The following is a 23,759-nucleotide window of genomic DNA, read 5'->3' as shown; positions in this document are numbered from 1 at the left end:
GTGACGAGATGTCAGAGCAGAGCGAGCCGTCAGTGCGGCTCGGCGGCCTTCAGGAACTCCAGTGAGCGGCGGGCGACTTCGGGGGCGTTCAGCGACGCGCCCTGGATCTCCACCGAGACGGGTCCGTGATAGCCGGAGGCCTTCAGCGCGGCCAGGACCGGCGGGAAGTCGATCTCGCCCGTGCCGAGTTCCAGGTGCCGGTGCACCCCGCGCCGCATGTCCTCGATCTGCACGTTGACCAGGTGCGGTGCCGCCAGTGCGACACAGTCGAGCAGGGGCGCTTCCTCGACGCAGTGGGCGTGGCCGATGTCGAGCGTGACACCGAACAGGTCGGGATCGCCGAGCCGGTGGCGCAGGTCCAGCACCCGCTGCACGGTGTCGACGAACATGTACGGCTCGGGCTCGAACCCGAGCGCCACCCCGTGCTCGTCGGCGATCTCCAGGACCTCCTCGCAGCCCGCGGCCAGCCGCTTCCATGCCTCCTCCTCCGGGACGCCCTCGGGGGCCGGCCCGCTGGCCAGCTGGACGGCCGGGGCGCCCAGCTCGGCCGCGATGCGCACCGCCCGCGCGAGGAGGTCCAGGCGCCGTTCGGAGCCGGGGGCGCACATGAGGGTGGGGACGTGCCCCCGCCAGGGGTCGAGGAGGTACGGCGCCCCGGTCTCCACCATGACGGCGAGACCCAACCGGTCGATCCTGGAGGCCAGTTGATCGACCCGGCGCGGCAGGTCCGCGGCGAAGGGGTCGAGATGGCCGTGGTCCAGGGTGAGCCCGACCGAGTCGTAGCCCAGGTCGGCGAGAACGGTCAGGACGTCGTCGAGACGGTGGTGGGCGAAGCCGTTGGTCCCGAAGCCGTAGCGCAGCCGGGCGGGCGGGGCGGGGAGGGCGCTCATGTGGGCGACACCTTCCGTGCCAGCCTGCGGGCCGTCGGATGGGCCGCGGCGAGCAGACCGGCCAGGGCCGGGGCGCCACCGCTCGCGGTGAGCGCCGCCTGGAGGGGCATCAGCGAGAGGATCCCGGCGCCGACGGCCTGCCGGACGTTCGCCGCGGACGGGTGGTGGGCCGCCCGCGCCTGCGCGCCGCCGTACGTGGTCAGATAGGCGAGTGCCCCGGCGGCGGCACCGATCCGGGCCGCCCGCCCGTCGGGTCTTCCGCGTCCGGTGCGCCGTAGTGAGGGAAGCGCCCCGGCGGCGAGGGCGGTGGCCGCGGTGCCGGCCAGGGTCGCGGCCGGTACGGAGCGGGGCGCGCCCGTCACCTCGTGGCGGCTCAGCGCCGTGACCGTGTAGGTGTGCGCGCCGACCAGCAGCGCGGCCGGGAGCGCCGAGCTGCGGCGGCCGGGCTCGGCTCCGGCCAGTACGTTCAGCGCCCGCGCCCCCGCCATCGCGGCGGGGCCGGCGGCGGTGGACTTCAGACGCAGGTCGTACGCCCAGACCAGCCCGGTCAGCGGCACCGCCACACCGAGCGCGGCACGCCCGCCGGCCAGGGCGGCGAGACCGAGGCCGGCGGCGGTCAGCCCGCAGGCGGTGGCCAGGGCGGTGCGGCGGCCGACCCGGCCGGAGGGTATGGGGCGTTCGGGGCGTTCCACCGCGTCCACGGTCGCGTCCGCGTAGTCGTTGAGCGCCATGCCGGCCCAGTAGAGGGCGACGGAGGACGCCATCGTGGCGGCGGTACGGGGCCGGACGCGTCCGGTGCTCGCGACCGCGCCGGCGAGCACGTCACCGGGCACGCTCAGCGCGGCGGGCAGGCGGACGAGGGTCGCCAGATCGGTGAGACGGGGGGAACGCGAGATGTCGTTCGGGCCTTGCATGATCGGACACCCTACGCCCCTTGCTTTAACGTTCAGATACCTTCCCCTCACCCTTCGTGTGAAGAATCTGTGTGTGCGGTGGATCGAACAACACCCTTGCCCCGCACGGCACTTGGCCGCGATTCCGGGGAGGCCCGGGACGTCCTGGTCCCCTTCTCCCGGCCGGTCTTCTACGCTGGTGTAGTCGACCGGGGCGGCGGTGCGATGCACCGGGGGTGGACCGGGGGCGTCGATACGATGTCGGGCCGGAAAAGCGTCGGCGGCGGAAGGGAGACAGGGGCGTGGTGGACGACCGGCAGGGTCCGCGGCGGCGCAGACAGGGCGAGCTGGAGGCGCTGGTGCTGTCGGTGCTCGGCGAGGCGAAGGAGCCGGTGAGCGCGGGGTGGGTGCAGGAGCGCCTCGGCGACGACCTCGCCTATACGACGGTGATCACGATCCTGACCCGGCTGCTGGCCAAGGGCGTGGTGACCCGGGAGCGGGCGGGCCGGTCCTTCGCGTGGACGCCGGCCTCGGACCAGGCGGGTCTCGCGGCGCACCGGATGCGCAGGGTGCTGGACGCGGAGAGCGACCGTGAGGCGGTGCTCGCCAGCTTCGTCACCGGTCTCGGCCCGGACGACGAGCGGCTGCTGCGGGAGCTGCTGGGCCGTTCCGGCGGCGAGTGAAGGGGAAGCCCGAGCCCTATGGGGGTGTTCGTCTTTTTGCCGCTGGTGCTGCCGTTGACGGCGTGGCCGGTGGCGCGCCTGGCGGAGCAGCATCTGCATCCGCGCGCGGCGACCCGGCTGCTGTCGGGGGTGGCGGTGGTGATGGCGGTGTGCAGCACGGTGTGTCTGGGGCTGGTCATGGTGGTGGGCACGGCCCAGCTGCCGGGCAATCCGCTGCCGGACGGGTGGTCGGACCCCGAGGTGCGCGCGGCGGTGCCGTACGACGAGGTGGCCGGGAAGGCGGCCATCCCCGCGCTGTGCGCGGTGCTCGTGGCCTGCGGGCGGACGCTGTGGCGGCACGTTCGGGTACGGCGCGGGGCGCATCGCGCGCTGGCGGGGCTGCCGGGTACCGAGGTGGTCGTCCTGCCCGACGGGGTGCCGTACGCCTACGCGCTGCCCGGTGGCCGGCGGGCCCGGGTGGTGGTGACCACCGCCCTGCTGGACCGCCTCGAACCGGCCGAGCGGCGGGCGCTGTTCGCTCATGAGCGCGCCCATCTGACGGCCGGGCACCACCGGTTCCTGCTGGCGGTGGGGCTCGCGGCCCGCGCCAACCCGTTCCTGCGGCCGCTGCGCACCGCCGTGTCCTACACGGCGGAGCGCTGGGCTGACGAGGACGCGGCCCAGGCGGTGGGCAGCCGCCGTACCGTGGCACGGGCGATCGGCAAGGCGGCCCTGGTCTCCCGGGCCACTCCCGTGTCCACACTGGCGGGCTTCGCGGCGCCGGGACCGGTGCCGCGCCGGGTGGCGGCCCTGCTCGGCCCGGCCCCGGCCGGGCGCAGCTGGCCCTCGGCGTTCACCGCCGTGGGCCTCGCGGCATGGGGCGCCGCCGCCGGCACCGCCGTCTCCGCGATGTCCTCGGCGAACTCCGCCGTGACCATGTTCCTCATCCTGTACGCCGCGACGCCTCTGTAGGGGGCTGAACCGGCAACGGGGAGAGCCGACGGCGCGGGCGAGGCGGTGGCGGCGGTGGGGTGGCGGTACTGGCGGGGCGGCGGCGGGAGGGCCGACGGCGCGGGCGAGGCGGTGGGGTGGCGGTACTGGCGGGGCGGCGGGGTCAGGGCGGCGGTACTGGCAGGGGGGTGGTGCTGGCGGGGCGGCGGCGCGGTCAGGGCGGCGGTACTGGCAGGGCGGTCTTGCTGGCGGGGCGGCGGCGCGGTCAGGGGAGTGGTACTGGCGGGACGGTGGCTGGGTCGGGGGCGGCGGCGCAAGCGGGCTGGCGGGCGATGCGCCGGGCCCCGCCCCCTTTGGGTCCGTCCGGCACCTGGCACCTGGCACCCAGCACCCGTCATCCGGCGGCCGCCACTTGCCATCGGGCATCCGAGACCGCCATCGGGCATCCGAGACCCGCCACCCGGCATCCGGCATCCGGTACCCAGCACCCGGCGCCTGCCACTTGCCATCGGGCATCCGGCATCCGAGACCCGCCGTCCGGCACCCGGCACCCGGCACCCGGCATCCGAGACCCGCCACCCGCCATCCGGCACCCGGCATCCGAGACCCGCCACCCGCCATCCGGCACCCGGCATCCGAGACCCGCCACCTGGTATCCGGCGCTCGGCATCTGCCACCCGCCATCGGCCACCCGCCCCCGGACACTGGCCACCAGCCCTAAGACCAGCCACCCGCCCCAAACGCCGGGCACCCCCAACACCGGCCACCGGCCCCAACACCGGCCACCGGCCCTAAGTCCGGTCACCCGCCCCAACCGGGCACCCCCAACCGCCGGCCACCCCCCAACACCGGGCGCCCGCCCCCCGTCCCCCGGTCGGTCAGAGGTCGAACTCGTGCGGGGGCAGGTCGAGGGTGAAGCAGGCCTCGCGGACGACCGCCTGCTCGGTCTTGTCGAAGTCGCCGTCGGCGCCGCCGATGACGATGCCGATCTGGATGACGGCACGGGCCTCGGCGGGCTTCTTCTTGGCCTTGGCGATCTCCTGGAGCACGCTCACCTTGCCGAAGTCGAAGTCGGTGGTCAGTTTGTTCAGGTTGTCGTCGAAACGGCGCTGGAGATCCGTGGCGTCGAAGTTCTGCAACACCTCGTTGGTGGCGATGAGCTGGGCCACGCGGCGCCGCTCGGACGGGTCGATGGTGCCGTCGGCGGCGGCGACCAGGGCGCACATCGCCATGCTCGCGTCGCGGAAGGCGCCGCTCTTGAGGTCGTTCTTCTTCGCCACGAGCTGCGTCTGCATCGACGACGCGGATTCCTTGATGCGGTCCCACAGGGCCATGAGAACTCCATACGGTCGGTCGGGGGCGGTCGCTCCGGAGGCGACCGCCGGCCCTTCAATATCTACAACAACGTAGAAACTAACGAGGGGTCGGACAAGTTCCCGCCGTGCCCGCTCAGTTCCGCGAGTTGCCGAACAACAGGCGGTAGGCGACGAGGAGGACCAGGGAGCCGCCGATGGCCGCGCCCCAGGTGTAGAGGTCGAAGAAGTGGTTCTCCACCGGGCGGTCGAGGAAGCGGGAGGAGAGCCAGCCGCCGACGAAGGCGCCCGCGACGCCGATGAGCGTGGTGCCGATCAGACCGCCCGGGTCGCGGCCGGGCAGCAGGACCTTGGCGATGGCTCCGGCGAACAGACCGAGGATGATCCAGCCGATGATGCCCATGTCGTCGTGTCTCCAGTCGAGTCGGTCGGGTGGCACCCGTTCCGCATGATGAGTTGCCTGTTTGCGCAACCCTAGAGACGAAACGGGGCGGCGGGCGAGCCTGCACAGGTCACTGCGTTCGAGTCGTCGCGGTTCTGTCACTCATTCAGGACATTGCGCAAACCGCCAAGCGGACGCGGGACCTTCGGCGGCTTCCGCTGCCGGTGCCGACGCCTACACTGGGTACCCGCACGTGCGTCGGTGGTGACGCGGAGGGGACGGGAGAGGGCTGTGGCAACCAGCATCGGTCGCTTCGAGGACCCGTCCGCCGAGGTGCTCGACGAGGCGGCCGCCGCGTTCGGTCTGCTCGCCGCTCCGGCCCGGCTGCATCTCATGTGGGCCCTGTCCCAGGGCGAGAGCGATGTCACCCGCCTCGCCGACCGCGTCGGCGGCGCGCTCCCCGCCGTCAGTCAGCATCTGGCGAAGCTGAGGCTCGCCGGACTCGTGGGCTCGCGCCGCGAGGGCCGGCGGCAGGTGTACTACGTCGACGACCCGGACGTCGTCACCGTGGTGCGCGTGATGGTCGGCCAGCTGACCGCGCGCTCGCACCAGACCGCCGTGCCGGTACGACGACTGCGCGGTGCCGGCAGCTGAGGCCGGCCCGCGTCGCCGGGGGTCGGAACAAGACAGGGCGGCCGAAACCGGCTCATGACGTCCGCTCCGGGCCCCGTGAGGCGAAATCCGTCCCGCGGGTTGCATGAGATCCCTCACCTGTGAATTCGCCCAGGATCCGACCTGTCCCGGCCAGGGCTTTGTTAGATTGCGCAACTACGCAAGCAACCTTGATCTTGATTGCCGCCTCTACCTCTGTGCATCTGTACACCGCCACGCACGCCCGGTCGCCGTTCCGGTGGCCCGGCCTGTCGGGTTCGACCGTTCGTAGGAGTGGTAAATGAGCGACCCGTGGGACGGTCCGGCCGGCCAGGCCACGCGCAGCCGCACCGGCAGGGTGCCCGGGCAGCGCGCGGCCGGGCTCGACGAACCGCTTCCGACGGGCGGGCGGGCCGCGGTACGGGCGGCCTCCCGCAGGCGCCCCGGCCGCGGGGCGCGCCGGGGCCGGCCGGTGCGGCGCGGCAGGCGGGTGCTGCGGATCGCCGGACTGTTCCTGGCGGTGCTGGTGCTGGGGACGGCCGGTGCGGGCTGGTGGTTCTACCAGCACCTGAACAGCAACATCAACAGCGTCTCGATCGACGGCAAGGGCGGCAAGGAGAAGGCCGACGCCTTCGGCCGGACCCCGATCAACATCCTGGTCATGGGCTCGGACGGCCGTACCAGCAAGGCGGACTGCAAACTGGGGGGCGGCTGCTCGCAGACCGGGGTCCAGTCCGGCAACGGCAACGCGGACGTGCAGATGGTGGTCCACATAGCGGCCGACCGCTCCAACGCCACCGTGATGAGCATCCCGCGCGACACCATGACGAACGTACCGGCCTGCAAGGACAGTGAGACCGGACAGTCCACGTCCGGCTACTACGGCCAGATCAACAGCGCCCTCCAGTACGGCCCGGCCTGCCAGGTGTCCACCATCCACGAGCTGACCGGCATCCCCATCGACCACTTCGTCAAGCTCGACTTCTCCGGCGTGGTCAAGATGTCCGACGCGGTCGGCGGTGTCTCCGTGTGCGTGGACGCCAACGTCTACGACACCTACTCGCATCTGAAGCTGTCCAAGGGCACCCACACCCTCAAGGGCGTCGCGGCGCTGGAGTTCGTCCGCTCGCGGCACGGCTTCGGCGACGGCAGCGACCTCGGCCGTACCGTCTCCCAGCACATCTTCCTCAGCGCGATGATCCGCAAGTTCAAGAGCGCGGGCACCCTCACCGACCCCACCGCGGTCTACGGCCTCGCCGACGCCGCCACCAAGGCGCTCACCGTGGACGACGGCCTCGGCAGCGTGAAGAAGCTGATCGGGCTCGCGGCCGACCTGAACAAGGTCCCCACCAGGCGGATGACGTTCACCACCATGCAGACGGCCCCCGATCCGGCGGACAGCGACCGGGTCGTGGTGGGCGCCGGCGCGAAGACCCTGTTCTCCACCATCGCGGGCGACCAGTCGCTCACCACCGGTTCCGGCAAGAAGTCGGCGGCGGCCTCCGCGACGGCGAAGGCGACGGCCACCGCCTCGGCGGTCCCCGCGTCCGAGGTCGCCGTCACCGTGGAGAACGGCACGAACATCACCGGCCGTGCCTCCGCCGTCGCCGGCGCCCTCACCGACGCGGGCTTCAACTCCGGTACGACCACCGCCAACGCCCCGAGCCCGGCGACCACCACGACCCTCACCTACGGCACCGGCGGCAAGGGTGCGGCCCGGACGGCCGCGAAGACCCTCGGCCTGCCGTCCTCCCACCTGAGGCAGGGCGGCGGAACCGGCCTGACCCTGGTCATCGGCAGCGACTGGCCGAGCGGCACCACCTACCCCGGCGGCACCTCCTCGCCCGCCCCCGCCGACACCAAGGCCGCCGTCTCCAACGCCCACGCCCAGACCGCCGACGAGGCCAAGACCTGTGCCAAGGTCAGCCCCTACCGGACGGTCGCCCTCAACGGCGTCCCCATGACGCCCACCCAGGCCTACGCCGCGGCGGGCGACAAGCCCGACTCGGACGACTGACCCACCACCGCGGGGGTCAGGGGCGCCGGGCGGAATCGTCCCGGTCGACGACCGTGCCGGGGACGATCCGCGGCGCGGACGGAGCCGGGTCCGGGGCGTCCTGGTCCTTCAGGGTCCTCGACTCGCTCTTCAGGATGCGGGCCGCCTTGCCCGCCGAGCGGGTCAGTTCGGGCAGCTTCCTGATCCCGAGGATCACGATGACCACCACCAGGATCAGGGCCAGCTCGCTCATGCCGAACATACGGGTCTGCTCTCTCCCGAGGTCGTCTACAGTTCTGTAGAAGTATCCCCGGGAGGCGATCGTTCAACAAGCCTGCCTTCCGGCCGCGTTGGCGGGAAACACCGTACGATCCGAGGAGTGTCGGCAGCAGGATGTCCGAGCAGCACCACCAGGCGACCGTCAGCGCGTCCGGGATGGCCCGCCGGGAACTCGCGCACCGCTGCCGCACCCTCACCGAGGCCCGCTGGTTCGCGCTGACCGTCTTCGCTGTGATCCTCCTCAACGCGGCACTGCTCGGCGTGGAGACCTACTCCGGCCTGGTCGAGGAGTGGCACCGCTGGTTACGGCTCGCCGAGCACGCCTGCCTCGCCGTGTTCACCGTCGAGATCCTCGTACGGATCGGCGCGCACGCCGACCGCCCCCGGGGCTTCCTCAAGGACCCGTGGAACCTGTTCGACCTCGCCGTGGTCCTGTGCGCGTTCCTGCCCGTCGTACGCGAGAACACCACCGTCCTGCGCCTGCTCCGGCTGGCCCGCGTCCTGCGCACCGCCCGCTTCCTGCCCCAGCTCCGGGTCCTGCTCACCGCGGTCGCCCGCAGTCTGCCCGGCACCCTGAGCTTCCTGCTCGTCGGCGCGCTGCTGCTGTACGTGTACGCGATGATCGGCTGGGTCTTTTTCGGCCGCGCGGACCCCGGGCACTACGGCTCGATCGGTCGGTCGGTGCTCACCCTGTTCCTCCTCATGACTCTGGACGGCATCGGCGACGCCGTCCACGCCGGCCTGGAGATCTCCCGCTGGAGCCTGCTCTACTACGCCTCCTACGTGCTGCTCGCCTCCTTCGTCCTGGTCAACGTCCTCATCGGCGTCGTCATCACCTCCCTCGACGAAGCCCGGGAGATGGAGAAGACCCAGCCGCCGCCGGCCGCACCGGCGCAGGACCGGCATCTGCTGCTCGCCCGTGTCGCCGCCGCCCGCGAGGCCCTCGACGACCTCGAACGCGACGTCGGCGCGGGCTGAGGGAACCGGGCCCGGTGGCACCCCGCACGCCGCCCGCTCAGCAGGGCTTGCGCCACACCCCCAGCTCCAGCCTCTTCTGCATCGACGACAGCTTCAGCCGCCGCGACTCGGCGCAGAAGCTGCTCGTGGGCTGCGCGTACTCCACGTGGAAGACCGCCTTGCCGGCCTCGATGAACGGGGTGAGCCGCGCGCACTCGCCGTACTGGGCGCACTCCTCGTTGACCGCGAAGTCGAAGTGGGAGAGGAGCTGCGGGATCTGCGGCAGGTCGTTCTTCAGACCCACCGACATGCCCCGGTCGTGCGCGAGCCGCGCGATCATGCGGTTGTAGCGGAGCTGGTCGCGCGCGGTGAGCGGGAAGCCGGTCGTGTTGCCGTACCCCTCCACCAGGTCCGGCTCGACCGCGTCGAAGCCCTTGTCCCGGCACATGTCGAAGCGGCGTTCCATGATCGGCCGCAGCACGGAGATCTTCCGGATGTCCAGCCAGCGTTCGCCCGCCCAGCCGTTCTGCCGGCCCAGCACCGACTTCGGGAAGGCGTCCTTGTCGGACCGGAAGTCCTCCCAGGCGCCGACGTTGACGTAACAGATGACCCGGCGTCCGTCCCGGTGCAGCCGGGCCACGTCCGCGGCCGTGTTCTCGAAGCCGTCGATGTCGTAGACCGGCACGTCCACCGACGGGTCGACCCGGCTGTTGAGCTGCCACTGCCAGGCCAGCCCCGGCCGGGGCCGCCACCGTGCCCCGGTCGAGGAGTCCGCCGTACCGGAGGGCGAGCCGGAGGACGGCGGTGTCCCGCCGGCCCCGCCCCCCGTGCCGGAGCAGCCCGCCAGTGCCAGCGCGCCGACCAGCAGGAACGCTCGTACCGTGTGCCTCATCGTTCCGCTCCGCTCAGTGCGGGGGTCAACTCACCCCAGGGATTGGGCAGTCCGCCCGTGACGGGACCGGACACGGCCGCGCCCCGCTCGCCCGCGGTGCGCACCGCGAGCGGCACCAGCGCCTCCGGGACGCCGTACACCAGATGGCAGAGCCGCTCGGGCGCGTGCCGGGTGGTCCACGCCGGCCGGGTGAACGCCGAGACGTACGTGGACCAGTGCCCCTCGAAGGTGACGGTCAGGTCGGCGAGGCGGGCGTAGCCGGGCGCCGGGTGCACCCCGGGGTTGAGGACCACCGTCCCGGCGCCCGACCGGCGCACGCTCCGCACCAGCCTGCGGCAGGCGGGCAGCGCGTCCGGGGTCGCCGTCACCTGGTCGAGGAAGCAGCCGTCGGCCGCGTACCACGCCTGGTGCCGGCGTACGTCGGCCACCACGTCGGCGCACTCGCGCACCCCGTAGTCGGTGTCGACGTACCCGAGGACGCGCGTGCCCGCCTCCCGAAGGGCCCCGGCCGCCGCGGCGAACGCGGGGTCGGGGCCCGCACCGGGCCCGTTCGCGGGGTTGAGGATCACGCCGTACGTGCGCCCCGCGCCCTGGATCAGACGGTGCCAGGCGCCCGGATCGTCGGCGGGGTGCACATACAGCGGAATCAGCAGGCTCACGGCGTGCCGTCGCCTTCCCACAGCGTGGCCAGCGCCTCGTCGAGGGTGTGCGCGGGCCGCCAGCCCAGGGCGCGCTCGGCGGCCGTGACGTCGGAGCACTGCCAGGACACCTCGCCCGAGCGGATCGACCGTCCGCCGCCCGCGCTCTCCTCGACCCGCCCCCGGAAGCCCGCCTGCGAGGCCAGCCCGAGCACCAGCTCGCGCACCGGGACGGCGCGGCCCGCGCTGACGTTCAGGATCCGCGGCAGCGGGCCGGGTGCCGTGACCGCCAGCTCCGCCGCGCGCGCCACGTCCCGTACGTCCACGAAGTCACGGTAGGAGGACAGATCGCCGAGCCGCAGCACCGCGTCCGGGTCCCGGCCCGCCTCCCGCAGCAGGGCGGCCAGCCGGCCCGGCAGTCCGGCGGGCGGCGCGCCCGGCCCCACCGGGTTGCCCACCCGCAGCACCACCGCGTCCAGGCCGGACGCGGTCACCAGCGCCGTGCCCGCCAGCTTGGTCGCGCCGTACGGGCCGGCCGGGCAGGTCGCGTCGGACTCGGTGACCGGACTGCCCGCGACGCCCGGACCGTACTCGGCGGCCGAGCCCAGATGCACCAGCCGGGCCCCCGGCGCCGCCTCCCGCAGCGCGGCGCACAGCACGGCCGGACCGCGGGCGTTGACCTCGGCGAGGGTCACGGCGTCGCCGCCGGTCGCGCCCGCGCAGTTGACCACCGCGTCGGGCGCGGCGAGGGCCAGGGTCTTGGCCAGCTCCGCCGGACGGACCGAGGCGAGATCGACCTCGTGGTCCGCGCCCGGGGAGCGGCCGGCGCCGAGGACCAGCGCACCCGGCAGGGTCCGCAGCCGTGCGGCGACATGGGCTCCGAGATATCCGGTGAAGCCCAGGACGAGAATGCGCATGGGGTGCTCAGGCTCCCTTGAGGAGATGGGACTTGCGGGTGGTGAACTCCGCGTTGGCGCGGTCGTAGTCGTCGGGGCGCCCGATGTCCAGCCAGTAGCCGTCGAACTCGTAGGCCTGCGGCGGGTTCTGAGCCCTGATCAGATCGATGACCAACTCGTCGAAACCGAGCGGCAGTCCGGCGGTGTAGCCCTCCAGCGTCGAGCGGGACAGGCCGTAGACGCCCATCGAGACGCGGTAGTCCATGCTGGGCTTCTCGGTGAAGGCGACCACCTTCGAGGAGCGGGTGGTCAGCACCCCGAAGTCGATGTGCACCTTGCGGGCGTACGTGGCGATGGTCAGCGGTGCCCCCGAGTCGCGGTGCGCGCCGAGGACGTCCGCGTAGTCGAGGTCGGTCAGGACGTCTCCGTTCATCACCAGGAACGTCTCGGGCAGTTGCTCGCGCAGGGTGAGCAGCGGGCCGAGGGTGCCCAGCGGGCTCTCCTCGGTGGCGTAGTCGATCCGCAGGCCCCAGGCGGCGCCGTCGCCGACATAGGCGCGGATGATCTCGCCGAGATGGCCGATGGCGATGGTGCAGCTGGCGAAGCCGGCCGTGGCCAGCTGGCGCAGCACGATCTCCAGGATGGCGTGCTGGTCGCCGATGGGCACCAGCGGCTTGGGCAGCGCGGTGGTGTAGGGCCTCAGCCGAACGCCCTTGCCCCCGGCCAGGATCACTGCGTGCATGGGTCTCCCCCTTGGTGTACTCGGTGCCGGACGTGCCGGACGGTCAGATGTTGTAGATGCCGGTCTTGTAGCGGGCCAGGTTGGCCGGTTCGCGGAAGAACTCGACGGTGTGCGCGAGCCCTTCCTCCAGGGTGTGCGCGGGCTGCCAGCCGGTGGCGGCGGCGAGCCGGCTCGCGTCGGCGACCAGCCGCATCACCTCGGAGTTGGCGGGCCGGACCCGGGCGCTGTCCTCGCGGACGTCGAGCGCGGCGTCCATCACCTTCCCGATCAGCCCGACCAGGTCGCCGACGGAGATCTCCCCGCCGGTGCCGGCGTTGAAGGTGCGCCCCACCACCCGCCCGGCGGGCGCGGTGCCGACGGCCAGGAAGGCCTGCGCGGTGTCCTTGACGAAGGTGAAGTCCCGGGTGGGCCGCAGATCGCCGAGGGTGAGGGTGCGTTCCCCGGCGGCCACCTGGCCGATGACGGTGGGGATGACCGCGCGCATCGACTGGCGCGGCCCGAAGGTGTTGAACGGCCGCAGTGTCACCACGGGGGTGTCGAAGCTGGCGTGGTAGCTGTCGGCCAGCCGGTCCCCGCCCGCCTTCGAAGCGGCGTACGGGGACTGGGTGTTGATCGGATGGTCCTCGGTGATCGGCACGGTCTGCGCGGTGCCGTACGTCTCACTGGTGGAGGTGTGCACCAGCCGGGGCGTGCCGAGGGCGCGCACCGCCTCCAGCACGTTCAGCGTGCCGGTGACATTGGTGTCCACATAACTGTGCGGTGCCCGGTAGGAGTACGGGATCGCGATCAGCGCGGCCAGGTGGTAGGCCGTGTCGGCGCCTTCGAGCAGGCCGCGCACCGAGCCCGGGTCCCGGACGTCGCCCAGGACGATCTCCACCTGGTCGAGGACGTCCGGGTGCAGGGTCTCCAGCCAGCCGTACGAGGAGAACGAGTTGTACTGGGCCATGGCCCGCACCCGGTGCCCCGAGGCGACCAGCGCCTCGGTGAGGTGCGAGCCGATGAATCCCTCGGCTCCGGTGACGGCGGCGAGCGGTGTGGAGGTCAACTCCGGTGTCCTTCCAGTTGGTTGGAAATAGGTGCAGGTGGGGGCGTGGGGAGTGGTGAGAAGTCGTGCGGCCCGGGGAGCGCGGGGTGCTCAGGCGTGTGGCGCGGGACGACCGAGCTGCCACAGCGTGTACGCCGTCAGACAGAGCGCGGCGCCGCCGCAGGCCACAGGGAGCGCCTCGACGGGGCCCGGCGGCAGACCGAGGAGGGCGACCGCCCCGGCGCCCGCGGCGGCGGTGAGACAGATGACGGCCGACGGCCAGGCGGCACCGAACGCCTGGAGCAGCAGGGCGGTCCACAGGGTGGCCGCGAGGAGCAGCAGCGCGGCCGGCGCGGCACCGGTGACCAGGGCCGCCGGGACCAGGGGCAGCAGATAGGCGAGCAGACAGACGGCGAGGATGGCGGCCGAGCGCAGCAGGAAGCCGGCGGGGGTCGCGGTGGCACGCAGGGCCGCCACCGACAGTCCGCGGTAGCGGTACAGCAGCCACTCCGCGGGCCCCATGCTGACGGTCAGCACGATCACCGCGTACGGCTCCTCGCGCCCTTCCAGCAGCACCAGCACCCCGGCGGCCAGCCCGAACAGGCCGTACGGCACCGACCAGGTGAGACGCGGGAGGTTCCCGGCGGTCGCGGCGGGCGCGGCGAGGGCCGGGCGCAGCGCCAGGGCGGTCGCGGCCAGGGTGCCCAGCAGGGCCAGCGCCGGCAGCCCGGCGCGCAGCGGTCCGCCCGGCTCCCCCCACGGCAGGACGACGGCGCCCGCGACCAGCGGGGAGAGCGCGGCCAGCAGCAGCCGTTCCCGCGCCAGCACCAGCAGGACGCCCGCCGCCGCCAGATACAGCGACTGCGCGGCGGCGACCAGGGCCACCGGCACGCTCCCGGCGAGCGGCACGGCCGCCGCCGTGGCGAGGGCGGCGCCGACGGGCGCGCCGGTGAGCAGCGTACGGCCGGCCTCGCGCCGGCCGGTCGCCATCCGCAGGTGGGCGCGGTGGCCGAGGGCCTGGCCCCAGGCCCAGGAGAGCAGGCCGGCGACGATCAGCGCGGGGGCGTGGTCCTGCGCGTTCCACAGCGGACGGGTGAGCAGATAGGCCAGCCCCGGCAGGGCGAACAGCACGCCCCGCAGCAGACAGCGCACGGTGTCCGGGCGCCATACGTCGGCCGCCGGGGCGGGTTCCGGGAAGGTCCGCGGGACCCGCTCGTACAGCGCCGCGGCCAGTGAGAACAGGCCGGGGTGGCCGTAGCGCTCCTTGATCAGGGCGGCCGGCAGGCCCTCCGCCTCCAGCAGCGCGGCCACCTCGTAGGGGTGGACGGCGGGCCCGACGCGGTCGGCGAGTTCGGCGGCCAGCTCGCTCACCGCCTCCTCGTCCGGGCCCTGCCGGGGCAGCCGGAGGGCGAGCGTGGTGTCGTCCGAGGCCCAGCGCGGCCGGCGGCGCGGCGGGCGGGTCTCGGCGAGCCGCAGTGCCAGGGTGTCCTGTTCGGACCCGCCGGGTTCCAGGGAGACCGGCCCGCTCATCCGGCCACCGCGCCGACCGGTGCGAGCGGTCGCGGCGGGACGGATATCGCCGCCGGTTCCTCCCTTTGCAGCGTGGGCAGTTCGAGGTAGATGGAGCGGAAGGTGTCGATGGTCTGCCGCAGGGTGAACTGCTCGATCACCCGCAGCCGCGCCGCCTCGCCCATCGTGCGGCGGCGTACCGGGTCGCCCAGCAGCTCCAGGGCGGCCGAGGCCATCGACCGGGGGTCGCGGGGCGGCACCACGAGCCCGGTGTCGCCGACCGCCTCCCGTACCCCGCCCACGTCGGTGGAGACGGTGGCCCGCCCGCACGACATGGCCTCGATCAGCGTGAACGGGAAGCCCTCGCTGATGCTGGACAGCATCACGACGTTGCCGGCCGCGTAGGCGTCCTTGATGTCGTCGACCCGGCCCTCGAAGGTGACGGCGTCCGCGTGTCCCAGTTCGGCGGCGAGCGCCTCGCACCGCTCCCGGTAGGCCTCGCCGCCGCGCGGGGTGCCGCCGAACAACCGCAGGCGGCAGCCGGGGAGTTCGGCGCGGACGAGGGCGAAGGCCCGGATCAGCGTCTCCAGGTCCTTGATCGGGTCGACCCGGCCGGCCCAGCTGAGGGTGAGGTCCCCGGGTTCGGGTCCGGCGGGCGGGAACGCGGCCGGGTCCACGCCGTTGTAGACGGTGCGGATCGACTCCGGGGCGGCGCCGCCCTGCTCCTCCCACAGCCGGTTGTAGCGGTTGCCGGGGGTGATCAGCGCGGCCCGCCGGTAGGTCTCCTCCGCCAGCAGCCGGAAGAAGCCGAGGACGACCGCCTTCACCGGCCAGCGGTAGGGCGCGGTGCGGTAGCCGAGATAGCGCTCGCGCAGGTACACGCCGTGCTCGGTCAGCAGCAGGGGCACACCGTGCCGGTCGAGTGCGGCGAGGCCCGGCAGGACGGCCACGCCGCCGCTGACCGCGTGCGCCACCCCGGACTCGGGGGCGGGCGCGGTGAGCGGGCGCAGGGCGTGCTCCAGCAGGGCGGTCGCGGTGAGCGCGTCGTGCAGGGTCGGGCCCGCCTCGCGCACGGAGAGGCCCGGACGGTTCCACACCGAGGTGAGGACCGCGATCGCCCGGTCGCCGCGCAGGAAGGGGCTGAGCGTCCCGTCCGCCGCGGCCCGCGCCATCGTGTACAGGGCCGGCGCGAAGCCGCCCTCGGCGCGCGGGTCGAGCAGCGCGGTGAGGAACTCCTCGTACGCGTCGGCCAGTCGGCCGCGGGCGCGGCCGCGGGGCGGGCGGCCCGCGGGCGGGTCGCCCCACAGGGGGACGGACCGCACGTGCGAGACATGGGCGGGCAGCTCCCAGGCGACCGGCTCGCGTCCGGTGCCGGTGACGGCGATGACGTCGAAGTCGATGTCGGGCATGCCCTGGACGAGTTGGTCGCACCAGACGCTCACGCCGCCGTGACTGTGCGGGTAGGTGCCTTCGGTGAGCAGGGTGACGCGCGCCGCGCCGGAGCGGCGCGCGCCGTGGTGAACGTGCATGGGTGGGCTCCACGGCCGAGGTGTGGGGTGGTTCGTGTTCCGGTCGGTCGGTGCGCCGTTCAGCGGGCCGGGGCCCCGGTGTCCGGTGGCGTGGCCGTGGGCGTGGTGGTGCGTGTGGTCCGCTCTATGCGGTGAAGTCCCTCCCCCCGGGCAGGGGTGGGCACGGCTCCCCTGGAGCCGACGCACCCCCTTGCGGGACGCCGGCTCCCCCTCCGAGGCCGGTCGTCTCCGCATCCGTCGGCGTCAACTTAGTGAGGTGTCTGTGCGGATTTTGTGATCTTGCCGTGAAAGATGACGGAAAAGTGCTCTTGATCCATTGGTTCGGAAGACAACCGAATGATGTGTTTTTCCGCCTGGGGTGTCTGGGGGGCGCGTCGGAGGCAAGCGCTTCATGTGCTGGTCGTGGCCTCGCGCGGCCCATCGGCGAACCCCGTTGGGCCTCCGGGCGAACACCAGTGGTCCATACCGCGGCGGTTGGTCCGGATCAGGCCGGAATCAGGTCACCCTAAGGGAGTAGGACCGCGTGTCTTTGGCATGTCCTTGATCTGCCGCACATCTCCTGTACCGGCGACCTTCACCCGGGCGCCACCGCACCCTTCCCCGACGTTCGATGCCCTTGGAACACTCGCTTCCCGTCACGTGAGACACGCCTTCTGCACGAGAGGTCCCTCACCCATGTCCGAGGTCAACCGGCGCCGCTTCCTCCAACTCGCGGGCGCCACCACCGCGTTCACCGCGCTCTCCGGCAGCATCGAGCGTGCCGCGGCCCTGCCCGCGAACCACCGCACGGGATCGATCGAGGACGTCGAGCACATCGTCGTCCTGATGCAGGAGAACCGCTCCTTCGACCACTACTTCGGCACGCTGAGAGGCGTCCGCGGCTTCGGCGACCCGCGCCCGGTGACCCTCGCGAACGGCAAGTCGGTCTGGCACCAGTCCGACGGCACCAAGGACGTCCTGCCCTTCCACCCCGACGCCGACGACCTGGGCATGGCCTTCCTCCAGGACCTCCCGCACGGCTGGAACGACGGTCACGCGGCCTTCCATGGCGGCAAGTACGACGGCTGGATCGCCGCCAAGTCCGCGACGACGATGGCGTACCTCAACCGCCAGGACATCCCGTTCCACTACGCGCTCGCCGACGCCTTCACCATCTGCGACGCCTATCACTGCTCGTTCATCGGCTCGACCGACCCCAACCGCTACTACCTGTGGACCGGTCACACCGGCAACGACGGCAAGGGCGGCGGCCCGGTCCTCGGCAACGACGAGGCCGGCTACAGCTGGACGACGTACCCGGAGCGGCTGGAGAAGGCGGGCGTCTCCTGGAAGATCTACCAGGACGTCGGCGACGGCCTCGACAAGGCCGGCGGCTGGGGCTGGATCCAGGACGCCTACCGCGGCAACTACGGCGACAACTCGCTGCTCTACTTCACCCAGTACCAGAACGCCCAGCCCGGCGACCCCCTCTACGACAAGGCCCGCACCGGCACCGACGCCCGCACGGGCGAGGGCTTCTTCGAACAGCTCAAGGCGGACGTCAAGGGCGGGAAGCTGCCGCAGATCTCCTGGATCGTCGCCCCCGAGGCCTTCACCGAGCACCCCAACTGGCCCGCGAACTACGGCGCCTGGTACGTCGCCCAGGTCCTCGACGCCCTCACCTCGGACCCGGAGGTCTGGGCGCGGACGGCCCTGTTCATCACCTACGACGAGAACGACGGCTTCTTCGACCACATGGTCCCGGCGTTCCCGCCCGCCTCCGCCGCCCAGGGCAGGTCCACGGTCGACACCGGCCCGGACGTGTTCAAGGGGGACGGCGGTCATGCCGCGGGCCCCTACGGACTCGGCCAGCGCGTGCCCATGCTCGTCATCTCCCCCTGGAGCAAGGGCGGTTACGTCTGCTCCGAGACCTTCGACCACACCTCGGTCATCCGGTTCATGGAGCGCCGCTTCGGCGTCCACGAGCCGAACATCTCGCCCTGGCGGCGCACGGTCTGCGGCGACCTGACCTCCGCGTTCGACTTCGGCCGCAAGGACACCCGCCCGGTCTCCCTGCCCGGCACCGACGGCTACGAGCCGCCGGACCGCAACCGCCACCCGGACTACGTCCCCACCCCGCCCGCCACCCCGGTCCTGCCGAAGCAGGAGCGCGGCCACCGCCCGACCCGCCCCCTGAAGTACGCCCCGTTCGTGGACGGTTCGGCGAACGGCGCGGCCGGGGAGATCACGCTCACCTTCGCCTCCGGCGCCAAGGCCGGTGCCGCCTTCCTCGTCACCTCCGGCAACCGCGCGGACGGACCGTGGAGCTACACCACCGGCTCGGGCAGGACCGTCTCCGACACCTGGAACCCGGCCGCCTCCGGCGGCTCCTACGACCTGACCGTGCACGGCCCCAACGGTTTCCTGCGCACCTTCGGGGGCAAGGAGGCCGGGCTGGAGGCGATCGCCCGGCACGTCGGCGAGGGCCTCGAACTCACCTTCACCAACAAGACCTCCGGCACGGCCGTGCTGAAGCTCGCCGACGGCTACGGCGGCCGCACCACGTCCGTACGGGTGCGCCCCGGCGCCGTGGTCCGCCACCGCGTGGACCTGACGCGGAGCCGGCGCTGGTACGACGTCACCGTCACCGCCGACGGCGACGCGGACTTCGTACGGCGGTTCGCCGGTCACGTGGAGAACGGGCGCCCCGGCGTCAGCGACCCGGCGATCGTCACGGAGTAGCAAAGGTCCGGGCGCGCGGGCAAATGCGCGGTGAACACCGCATCGTGGGGTCTGGTCAGGTCCTGGTGGCCTCGGGGTAGTGTGCCCCGGTGACCACGCATTCGAACACACCTGCAGGCTGGTACCCGGATCCGCACGGTGCGGCCCAGACGCTGCGCTACTGGGACGGCACCCAGTGGACCGAGCACACGCACGCCGACCAGCAGGGCCAGGCGGCGCCGGGCATCCCGGCGCAGCAGACCGGGCCCGACCCGCGCGTCCAGCGCCAGGTGCAGCAGCAGGCCGGGGTCGCCTCGAGCGGCCCCGGCGGCGGCACGCTGTTCAGCGAGCCGGTGCTGGTGGTGAACCAGAAGGCCAAGCTCATCGAGCTGACCAACGAGTACAAGGTCATGGACCAGCAGGGCAACCAGCTCGGCTCGGTCGTCCAGGTCGGCCAGAGCGCCCTGCGCAAGGTCATCCGCTTCGTCGCCAGCATCGACCAGTACCTCACCCACAAGCTGGAGATCCGCGATGCGTACGGGCAGCCCGTGCTGCTCCTCACCCGCCCGGCGAAGATATTCAAGTCCCGGGTGATCGTGACGCGTCCGGACGGGCAGCAGGTCGGCGAGATCGTGCAGCAGAACGTCTTCGGGAAGATCAACTTCGCGATCAACGCGGGCGGCCGGCAGATCGGCGCGATCAAGGCGGAGAACTGGCGGGCGTGGAACTTCGCCATCGTCGACCACGAGGAGAACGAGGTCGCCCGGATCACCAAGACCTGGGAGGGCCTCGCCAAGACGATGTTCACCACCGCCGACAACTACGTCCTGCAGATCCACTACCAGCTGCCCGAACCCCTGCTGAGCCTGGTCGTCGCCACCGCCCTGACGGTCGACACCGCGCTCAAGCAGGACGCCCGCGGGCTCGGCTGACGCCCGGTCACAGCGGGGTGAGGTGCTCCGGTCCGGTCGCGGGCCGGGGCAGCAGGGCCGGTTCGGCGGAGGCCGTCTCCGGCCTCAGGGCCAGGACGGCCGCGACGGGATGCTCCTCGTCGTGGACCGGCAGCGGCTCCGGCGTGGCCCGCGACAGCAGCACCACACCCCACCCGGCGAGCCCCGCCCCCGCCAGCGCGAGCAGCACACCGGCCGGCCCGCCCTGGAGCCGTTCGCCGAGCAGGACCAGCCCGATCGTCGCCGCGGCCACGGGGTTGGCCAGCGTCACCATCGCCAGCGGGGCGCCGAGCCCGCCCCGGTAGGCGGTCTGCGACAGCAGCAGCCCGGCCGTGGCGAAGGCCGCGACCAGCAGCGCCACCCCGATCACCGGCACGCTCAGCAGTGAGCCCGAGCGGTCGGTGGCCGCCACCGTCACCGTCTGGGTGAGCGCCGAGGCGACCCCGGAGACGATGCCGGAGGCGCTCGCGTGCCGCAGTCCGGGCCGGGTGCCGGGCCGGGCCAGCAGCCCGATCACCGCCGCCGTGGCCCCCGCCACCGCGACCGCCTCGGAGCCGCTGAGCGCGTTCTCCGGGGCCGGGCCCGAGGCCGTGACCAGGATCGCGCCCAGACCGCCCAGCGTGAAGGCGGTGCCCCGCCACTCGGCCGGGGTGACCCGCCGTCCGGCGACCCGGGCACCCATCGGCACCGCGGCCACCAGCGTCAGCGCGCCCAGCGGCTGCACCACGGTCAGCGGACCGTACTTCAGCGCCACCACGTGCAGCAGCGCCGCCGAGGCGTTCAGCCCCACCGAGGCCCACCAGGCCCCCCGGCCCAGCATGCGCACCAGCCCGGCGCCGGGGGAGCGGGAGGCCAGCCGCTCCTGGGCGACGGCCGCGGCCGCGTAGGCGACGGCCGAGAACAGCGAGAGGACGACGGCGACGAGGGTGGCGTTCACCGGCCCGCCCCCACCAGGACGTGGTCCCCGGTCTTCGCCCGGAGGGGCCGCGGGCCGCCGCGGCCGGCGGTGGCCGCCGTCCGCGCGGGCACGTGGATCACCGCGAGCGCCGCGCCGAGCAGGGCCCCCGCCACGATCGCGTCCAGCCAGTAGTGGTTCGCCGTCCCCACGATCACCAGCAGCGTCACCAGCGGATGCAGCAGCCACAGCCAGCGCCACCGCGACCGGGTCGCCACGATCAGCCCGACCGCGACCATCAGGGCCCAGCCGAAGTGCAGCGAGGGCATCGCCGCGAACTGGTTGGACAACTGGTCGGTCTGCGGCGGCCCGTACACCGAGGGGCCGTAGACCCGCGCGGTGTCCGTCAGGCCCGCCGCCGCGAGCATCCGGGGCGGGGCGAGCGGGAACGTCAGATGCAGCACCAGGGCGGCCGCGGTGACGGCGGCCAGCACCCGCCGGGCCCACACGTAGTGCGCCGGGCGCCGCAGGTACAGCCAGACCAGGAAGGCCAGCGTGGCCGGGAAGTGCACGGTCGCGTAGTAGGTGTTCGCGACCCGGACCAGGACGTCCCCGTGCAGCAGCAGGGACTGCACCGCGCCCTCGCCGGGGAGGTGCAGCCGGCGTTCGGCGTGCCACACGTCAGCGGCGTTGCGGAAGGCCTCGGCGGTGTGGCCCGTGGCCAGCTGCCGCCCCACCTTGTAGACGAGGAAGAGCCCTGCGACGAGCAGGAGCTCCCTGACTATGGGCGGCCGGGCCGGCTGGACCGGCTCCGCCTCTTCAGGCTCGGTGCGGGCATTCATCCCCCGACCCCTTCACTGGACGGTGGTGCGTTTGATCGATCGATACGGCATCGTACCGATACGCTACTGTACCGATACGAGCGAGTACCGGTACACTTGCGTATCGATTGAGATACGACACACTGGAAGCACAGCGAGGGAAAGAGAGGCAGAGGCGATGACGTCGCAGGCCGCGGAGGGACCGGAGCCGGTCGCCGCAACGCGCCGCTCCAAGATCACGCCCGAGCGTGAGAAGGAGTTCTTCGACGCCGTCCTCGAACAGATCCGCGCGTGCGGATACGAAGCGGTCACCATGGAGGGCGTCGCCGCCACCACCCGGTGCAGCAAGTCCACGCTCTACCGGCAGTGGAAGACCAAACCCCAGTTCGTCGTGGCCGCGCTGCGCTCCCGCCGGACCGGACGGCTGGCCGGCATCGACACCGGCTCCCTCGTCGGCGACCTGTGCGAGGCCGCACGGGCCACGGGACGCTGGTCGTCGCACGACGGCGCGCTGCTCCAGGCCCTCGGCCACGCGGTCCACGGCGACGAGGACCTCGCGCGGGCGCTGCGCGAGGCGCTGATCGACCCGGAGATCGAGGCGCTGCGGGCGATTCTGCGGCGCGGCGTCGAGCGCGGGGAGATCCCCGCCGACCACCCCGCGCTGGAGTACATCCCCGCGCAGATGTTCGGCGTCGTCCGCGCCCGGCCCGTGGTCGACGGGGAGTACGCCGACCCGGACTACCTGGTCCGGTTCGTGGAGGCCGCCGTACTGCCCGCGCTCGGGCTCGCGAGGCCGTCACCGCAGAGACCCAGGCCGCCGTCCACGGGATGACCGGACGGTGACCTGCTCGCGCCGCACCGTGGGGACGGGGGCGGCGCGCACCCCCCGGCCGGGTGGGGTTCCCCCTTGAGCGGAGGGGCGCCCCACCCGGCCGATCGGTGGGCCTCACACGTTCGTGCCGCTGCCTCCGCCGGACGCGACCTTGATGCCCTTCGTGATGGTGTCGATGACCGACACGCTCTGGTCGGCGTCCACACCGAACCGCAGCACCACCAGCCGCTTGGCGTCCGCGGGGGCCGGGAACGCGAGCGACTCCACGTACCCGTCGGCACCCTTGCTGGTGACCGCCTTCCAGCGCACCAGATAGCCCTTCTGCCCGGCGACGGTCACCGCCTTGGAGGCGAGCACCTGGTGCGAGGTGATCTCGCCGTAGGTGTCGCCGCCGTAGGACTGCTCCGCGTTCTCGGCGATGTCCGCCTTGGCGACCTCCTCGGCGGTGTCGCCCTTGGTGCCCAGCAGCTCGACCGGCGAGGAGTACACCCCGCCCTTGGTGCAGGACTTGGAGGTGTCGCCCGGGCACTTGTACGAGGACTCGGACGTCACGGCCGCGCCGGAGCTGCCCTCCTGCCCGTACCAGCCGCTCGGGATCGGGATGCTGATCCCGTTGAGCGCGTCGGTCACCGACCCGCTCTTGATCTTCGGCGCCTCGGACTCCTGCGGTGACGGCGAGGCCCCGCCCGAACCGCCGGAGTCCCCCGAACCGCCGGAGCCGCCGGGCCCGCCGTTCGAGCCGCCCGAGCCGCCGGGCCCGCCGTTGCCGCCGGGCCCGCCCTGGCCGCCCGGCCCCTGCGCCGTACCGCCACCGCTGCCGCCGTCGTCCTTGGACAGCGCGTACACGCCCACCCCGATGCTGGCGAGGACCGCGACCGCCGCCGCGACGGCTATGCCCGTGCGCAGTCCGCGCCGCGGGCCCGTGCCCTCCGGCGGTGCCGGGTACGCCGGATAGGCCGGGTACGCCGCATACGCGCCGTCGGTCGGCGCCTGCGCCGGCGGACCCCATGCGGCGGCCGAGCCCGTGGGGCGGGTCTGGTCCGTCCATGCCTTGCCGTCCCACCAGCGCTCGGTGGCGGGACCGTCACTTGTCTGCCCCGGGTCGGGGTACCACCCGGGAGGAGTCACCTGCGTCATGCCCTAACCGTATGAGGCATCGGTGAAAGACGGATGAGAGGGAGGGGAATCCGCCGCGGCGGGCCGCAGCGGGCGAGCCCGCCGATGGCGCGAATCGGACGTCAAATCGGTGCGCGTCGCCCGGCGTTGACGTTCCGGCGCCCGCGCCGCAGGCCCGTCGGGCCGGAGCGGGGCCCGCGGTGTCACTCGTGGAGGCAAGACCTGCGCGGACTGTCTGCAC

At 73.0% G+C, this 23,759-nt stretch carries 23 protein-coding genes; 8 read left to right on the top strand and 15 right to left on the bottom strand.

Annotated elements, in window-relative coordinates; translation table 11 throughout:
• Positions 1 to 29: 29 nt before the first annotated feature.
• Both AQJ64_RS25680 and AQJ64_RS25675 read right to left on the bottom strand, forming a co-directional pair.
• On the bottom strand, positions 30 to 890 hold the full coding sequence (locus AQJ64_RS25680) for a sugar phosphate isomerase/epimerase family protein (protein WP_055637852.1): 861 nt from the start codon (positions 888 to 890) through the stop codon (positions 30 to 32).
• The gene (locus AQJ64_RS25675; RefSeq protein ID WP_055637853.1) at positions 887 to 1,804 is read right to left on the bottom strand and encodes an SCO3242 family prenyltransferase; all 918 of its coding nucleotides are present in this window, start codon (positions 1,802 to 1,804) and stop codon (positions 887 to 889) included. Before AQJ64_RS25675 ends, AQJ64_RS25680 begins: the two co-directional genes overlap by 4 nt.
• 281 nt (positions 1,805 to 2,085) lie before the next feature.
• On the opposite strand from AQJ64_RS25675, the gene AQJ64_RS25670 reads away from it, so the two are divergent.
• Both AQJ64_RS25670 and AQJ64_RS25665 read left to right on the top strand, forming a co-directional pair.
• Positions 2,086 to 2,466 carry a BlaI/MecI/CopY family transcriptional regulator gene (locus AQJ64_RS25670; protein ID WP_055637854.1) on the top strand — a complete coding sequence of 127 codons (381 nt, stop codon included), beginning with the start codon at positions 2,086 to 2,088 and terminating at the stop codon, positions 2,464 to 2,466.
• A gap of 18 nt (positions 2,467 to 2,484) precedes the next feature.
• Positions 2,485 to 3,417: a M56 family metallopeptidase gene (locus AQJ64_RS25665; protein WP_055637855.1), complete on the top strand. Its 933-nt coding sequence runs from the start codon at positions 2,485 to 2,487 to the stop codon at positions 3,415 to 3,417.
• Positions 3,418 to 4,274: 857 nt separating this feature from the next.
• On the opposite strand, the gene AQJ64_RS25660 is transcribed toward AQJ64_RS25665, so the two are convergent.
• Together AQJ64_RS25660 and AQJ64_RS25655 are read right to left on the bottom strand one after the other, a co-directional pair.
• Positions 4,275 to 4,730: a tellurite resistance TerB family protein gene (locus AQJ64_RS25660; RefSeq protein ID WP_055636867.1), complete on the bottom strand. Its 456-nt coding sequence runs from the start codon at positions 4,728 to 4,730 to the stop codon at positions 4,275 to 4,277.
• A gap of 115 nt (positions 4,731 to 4,845) precedes the next feature.
• Positions 4,846 to 5,112: a GlsB/YeaQ/YmgE family stress response membrane protein gene (locus tag AQJ64_RS25655; protein WP_055636868.1), complete on the bottom strand. Its 267-nt coding sequence runs from the start codon at positions 5,110 to 5,112 to the stop codon at positions 4,846 to 4,848.
• A 270-nt stretch (positions 5,113 to 5,382) separates the two neighbouring features.
• Here AQJ64_RS25655 and AQJ64_RS25650 point away from each other — a divergent pair, with 270 nt between their 5' ends.
• Both AQJ64_RS25650 and AQJ64_RS25645 read left to right on the top strand, forming a co-directional pair.
• On the top strand, positions 5,383 to 5,745 hold the full coding sequence (locus tag AQJ64_RS25650; protein ID WP_055636869.1) for an ArsR/SmtB family transcription factor: 363 nt from the start codon (positions 5,383 to 5,385) through the stop codon (positions 5,743 to 5,745).
• Positions 5,746 to 6,043: 298 nt separating this feature from the next.
• Positions 6,044 to 7,759, top strand: coding sequence for an LCP family protein (locus AQJ64_RS25645; RefSeq protein ID WP_240512827.1), 1,716 nt, complete (start codon positions 6,044 to 6,046; stop codon positions 7,757 to 7,759).
• A 16-nt stretch (positions 7,760 to 7,775) separates the two neighbouring features.
• Here AQJ64_RS25645 and AQJ64_RS25640 read toward each other — a convergent pair whose 3' ends face one another.
• Positions 7,776 to 7,991, bottom strand: coding sequence for a twin-arginine translocase TatA/TatE family subunit (locus AQJ64_RS25640; protein ID WP_397808446.1), 216 nt, complete (start codon positions 7,989 to 7,991; stop codon positions 7,776 to 7,778).
• A gap of 140 nt (positions 7,992 to 8,131) precedes the next feature.
• On the opposite strand from AQJ64_RS25640, the gene AQJ64_RS25635 reads away from it, so the two are divergent.
• Positions 8,132 to 8,995 carry an ion transporter gene (locus AQJ64_RS25635; RefSeq protein WP_055636871.1) on the top strand — a complete coding sequence of 288 codons (864 nt, stop codon included), beginning with the start codon at positions 8,132 to 8,134 and terminating at the stop codon, positions 8,993 to 8,995.
• Positions 8,996 to 9,032: 37 nt separating this feature from the next.
• On the opposite strand, the gene AQJ64_RS25630 is transcribed toward AQJ64_RS25635, so the two are convergent.
• From AQJ64_RS25630 to pelF, 7 genes are all read right to left on the bottom strand, one after another.
• Entirely contained in the window at positions 9,033 to 9,866 is an 834-nt protein-coding gene (locus AQJ64_RS25630) for an endo alpha-1,4 polygalactosaminidase (protein ID WP_055636872.1), read from the bottom strand.
• A complete protein-coding gene (locus tag AQJ64_RS25625) occupies positions 9,863 to 10,525 on the bottom strand; it encodes a spherulation-specific family 4 protein (protein ID WP_055636873.1) in 663 nt (220 codons plus the stop codon). Before AQJ64_RS25625 ends, AQJ64_RS25630 begins: the two co-directional genes overlap by 4 nt.
• Positions 10,522 to 11,421, bottom strand: coding sequence for an NAD-dependent epimerase/dehydratase family protein (locus AQJ64_RS25620; protein WP_055636874.1), 900 nt, complete (start codon positions 11,419 to 11,421; stop codon positions 10,522 to 10,524). The genes AQJ64_RS25625 and AQJ64_RS25620 overlap by 4 nt, the downstream gene beginning before the upstream one ends.
• A gap of 7 nt (positions 11,422 to 11,428) precedes the next feature.
• Positions 11,429 to 12,142, bottom strand: coding sequence for a nucleotidyltransferase family protein (locus AQJ64_RS25615; protein ID WP_055636875.1), 714 nt, complete (start codon positions 12,140 to 12,142; stop codon positions 11,429 to 11,431).
• Positions 12,143 to 12,185: 43 nt separating this feature from the next.
• Positions 12,186 to 13,187, bottom strand: coding sequence for a GDP-mannose 4,6-dehydratase (locus tag AQJ64_RS25610; protein WP_055636876.1), 1,002 nt, complete (start codon positions 13,185 to 13,187; stop codon positions 12,186 to 12,188).
• Between the two features lie 90 nt (positions 13,188 to 13,277).
• Positions 13,278 to 14,696 carry a hypothetical protein gene (locus tag AQJ64_RS25605; RefSeq protein ID WP_055636877.1) on the bottom strand — a complete coding sequence of 473 codons (1,419 nt, stop codon included), beginning with the start codon at positions 14,694 to 14,696 and terminating at the stop codon, positions 13,278 to 13,280.
• Complete coding sequence (gene pelF, locus AQJ64_RS25600; RefSeq protein WP_055636878.1) at positions 14,693 to 16,204, bottom strand: GT4 family glycosyltransferase PelF; 1,512 nt, start codon at positions 16,202 to 16,204, stop codon at positions 14,693 to 14,695. The genes AQJ64_RS25605 and pelF overlap by 4 nt, the downstream gene beginning before the upstream one ends.
• Before the next feature lie 675 nt (positions 16,205 to 16,879).
• On the opposite strand from pelF, the gene AQJ64_RS25595 reads away from it, so the two are divergent.
• Together AQJ64_RS25595 and AQJ64_RS25590 are read left to right on the top strand one after the other, a co-directional pair.
• Positions 16,880 to 18,925, top strand: coding sequence for a phosphocholine-specific phospholipase C (locus tag AQJ64_RS25595; RefSeq protein ID WP_059203012.1), 2,046 nt, complete (start codon positions 16,880 to 16,882; stop codon positions 18,923 to 18,925).
• A gap of 89 nt (positions 18,926 to 19,014) precedes the next feature.
• Complete coding sequence (locus tag AQJ64_RS25590) at positions 19,015 to 19,836, top strand: LURP-one-related family protein (RefSeq protein WP_055638386.1); 822 nt, start codon at positions 19,015 to 19,017, stop codon at positions 19,834 to 19,836.
• 7 nt (positions 19,837 to 19,843) lie between these two features.
• Here AQJ64_RS25590 and AQJ64_RS25585 read toward each other — a convergent pair whose 3' ends face one another.
• Both AQJ64_RS25585 and AQJ64_RS25580 read right to left on the bottom strand, forming a co-directional pair.
• On the bottom strand, positions 19,844 to 20,791 hold the full coding sequence (locus AQJ64_RS25585) for a DMT family protein (protein WP_059203011.1): 948 nt from the start codon (positions 20,789 to 20,791) through the stop codon (positions 19,844 to 19,846).
• Positions 20,788 to 21,591, bottom strand: a complete 804-nt coding sequence (locus tag AQJ64_RS25580; RefSeq protein WP_055633289.1) for a phosphatase PAP2 family protein — start codon at positions 21,589 to 21,591, stop codon at positions 20,788 to 20,790. The genes AQJ64_RS25585 and AQJ64_RS25580 overlap by 4 nt, the downstream gene beginning before the upstream one ends.
• A gap of 157 nt (positions 21,592 to 21,748) precedes the next feature.
• Here AQJ64_RS25580 and AQJ64_RS25575 point away from each other — a divergent pair, with 157 nt between their 5' ends.
• A complete protein-coding gene (locus AQJ64_RS25575) occupies positions 21,749 to 22,402 on the top strand; it encodes a TetR/AcrR family transcriptional regulator (RefSeq protein ID WP_055633288.1) in 654 nt (217 codons plus the stop codon).
• Positions 22,403 to 22,516: 114 nt separating this feature from the next.
• On the opposite strand, the gene AQJ64_RS25570 is transcribed toward AQJ64_RS25575, so the two are convergent.
• Positions 22,517 to 23,539, bottom strand: coding sequence for a DUF2510 domain-containing protein (locus tag AQJ64_RS25570; protein ID WP_055633287.1), 1,023 nt, complete (start codon positions 23,537 to 23,539; stop codon positions 22,517 to 22,519).
• Positions 23,540 to 23,759 lie beyond the last annotated feature (220 nt).

Source organism: Streptomyces griseoruber (genome assembly GCF_001514205.1).
GTDB lineage: Bacteria > Actinomycetota > Actinomycetes > Streptomycetales > Streptomycetaceae > Streptomyces > Streptomyces griseoruber.
This window is presented reverse-complemented; position numbering and strand designations above follow the sequence as displayed.

Coding starts and splice junctions, on each gene's coding strand:
- AQJ64_RS25680 (WP_055637852.1), bottom strand. CDS start 890: ATGAGCGCCCTCCCCGCCCCGCCCGCCCGGCTGCGCTACGGCTTCGGG.
- AQJ64_RS25675 (WP_055637853.1), bottom strand. CDS start 1,804: ATGCAAGGCCCGAACGACATCTCGCGTTCCCCCCGTCTCACCGATCTG.
- AQJ64_RS25665 (WP_055637855.1), top strand. CDS start 2,485: ATGGGGGTGTTCGTCTTTTTGCCGCTGGTGCTGCCGTTGACGGCGTGG.
- AQJ64_RS25660 (WP_055636867.1), bottom strand. CDS start 4,730: ATGGCCCTGTGGGACCGCATCAAGGAATCCGCGTCGTCGATGCAGACG.
- AQJ64_RS25655 (WP_055636868.1), bottom strand. CDS start 5,112: ATGGGCATCATCGGCTGGATCATCCTCGGTCTGTTCGCCGGAGCCATC.
- AQJ64_RS25645 (WP_240512827.1), top strand. CDS start 6,044: ATGAGCGACCCGTGGGACGGTCCGGCCGGCCAGGCCACGCGCAGCCGC.
- AQJ64_RS25640 (WP_397808446.1), bottom strand. CDS start 7,991: ATGAGCGAGCTGGCCCTGATCCTGGTGGTGGTCATCGTGATCCTCGGG.
- AQJ64_RS25635 (WP_055636871.1), top strand. CDS start 8,132: ATGTCCGAGCAGCACCACCAGGCGACCGTCAGCGCGTCCGGGATGGCC.
- AQJ64_RS25630 (WP_055636872.1), bottom strand. CDS start 9,866: ATGAGGCACACGGTACGAGCGTTCCTGCTGGTCGGCGCGCTGGCACTG.
- AQJ64_RS25620 (WP_055636874.1), bottom strand. CDS start 11,421: ATGCGCATTCTCGTCCTGGGCTTCACCGGATATCTCGGAGCCCATGTC.
- AQJ64_RS25615 (WP_055636875.1), bottom strand. CDS start 12,142: ATGCACGCAGTGATCCTGGCCGGGGGCAAGGGCGTTCGGCTGAGGCCC.
- AQJ64_RS25605 (WP_055636877.1), bottom strand. CDS start 14,696: ATGAGCGGGCCGGTCTCCCTGGAACCCGGCGGGTCCGAACAGGACACC.
- pelF (WP_055636878.1), bottom strand. CDS start 16,204: ATGCACGTTCACCACGGCGCGCGCCGCTCCGGCGCGGCGCGCGTCACC.
- AQJ64_RS25595 (WP_059203012.1), top strand. CDS start 16,880: ATGTCCGAGGTCAACCGGCGCCGCTTCCTCCAACTCGCGGGCGCCACC.
- AQJ64_RS25580 (WP_055633289.1), bottom strand. CDS start 21,591: ATGAATGCCCGCACCGAGCCTGAAGAGGCGGAGCCGGTCCAGCCGGCC.
- AQJ64_RS25575 (WP_055633288.1), top strand. CDS start 21,749: ATGACGTCGCAGGCCGCGGAGGGACCGGAGCCGGTCGCCGCAACGCGC.
- AQJ64_RS25570 (WP_055633287.1), bottom strand. CDS start 23,539: ATGACGCAGGTGACTCCTCCCGGGTGGTACCCCGACCCGGGGCAGACA.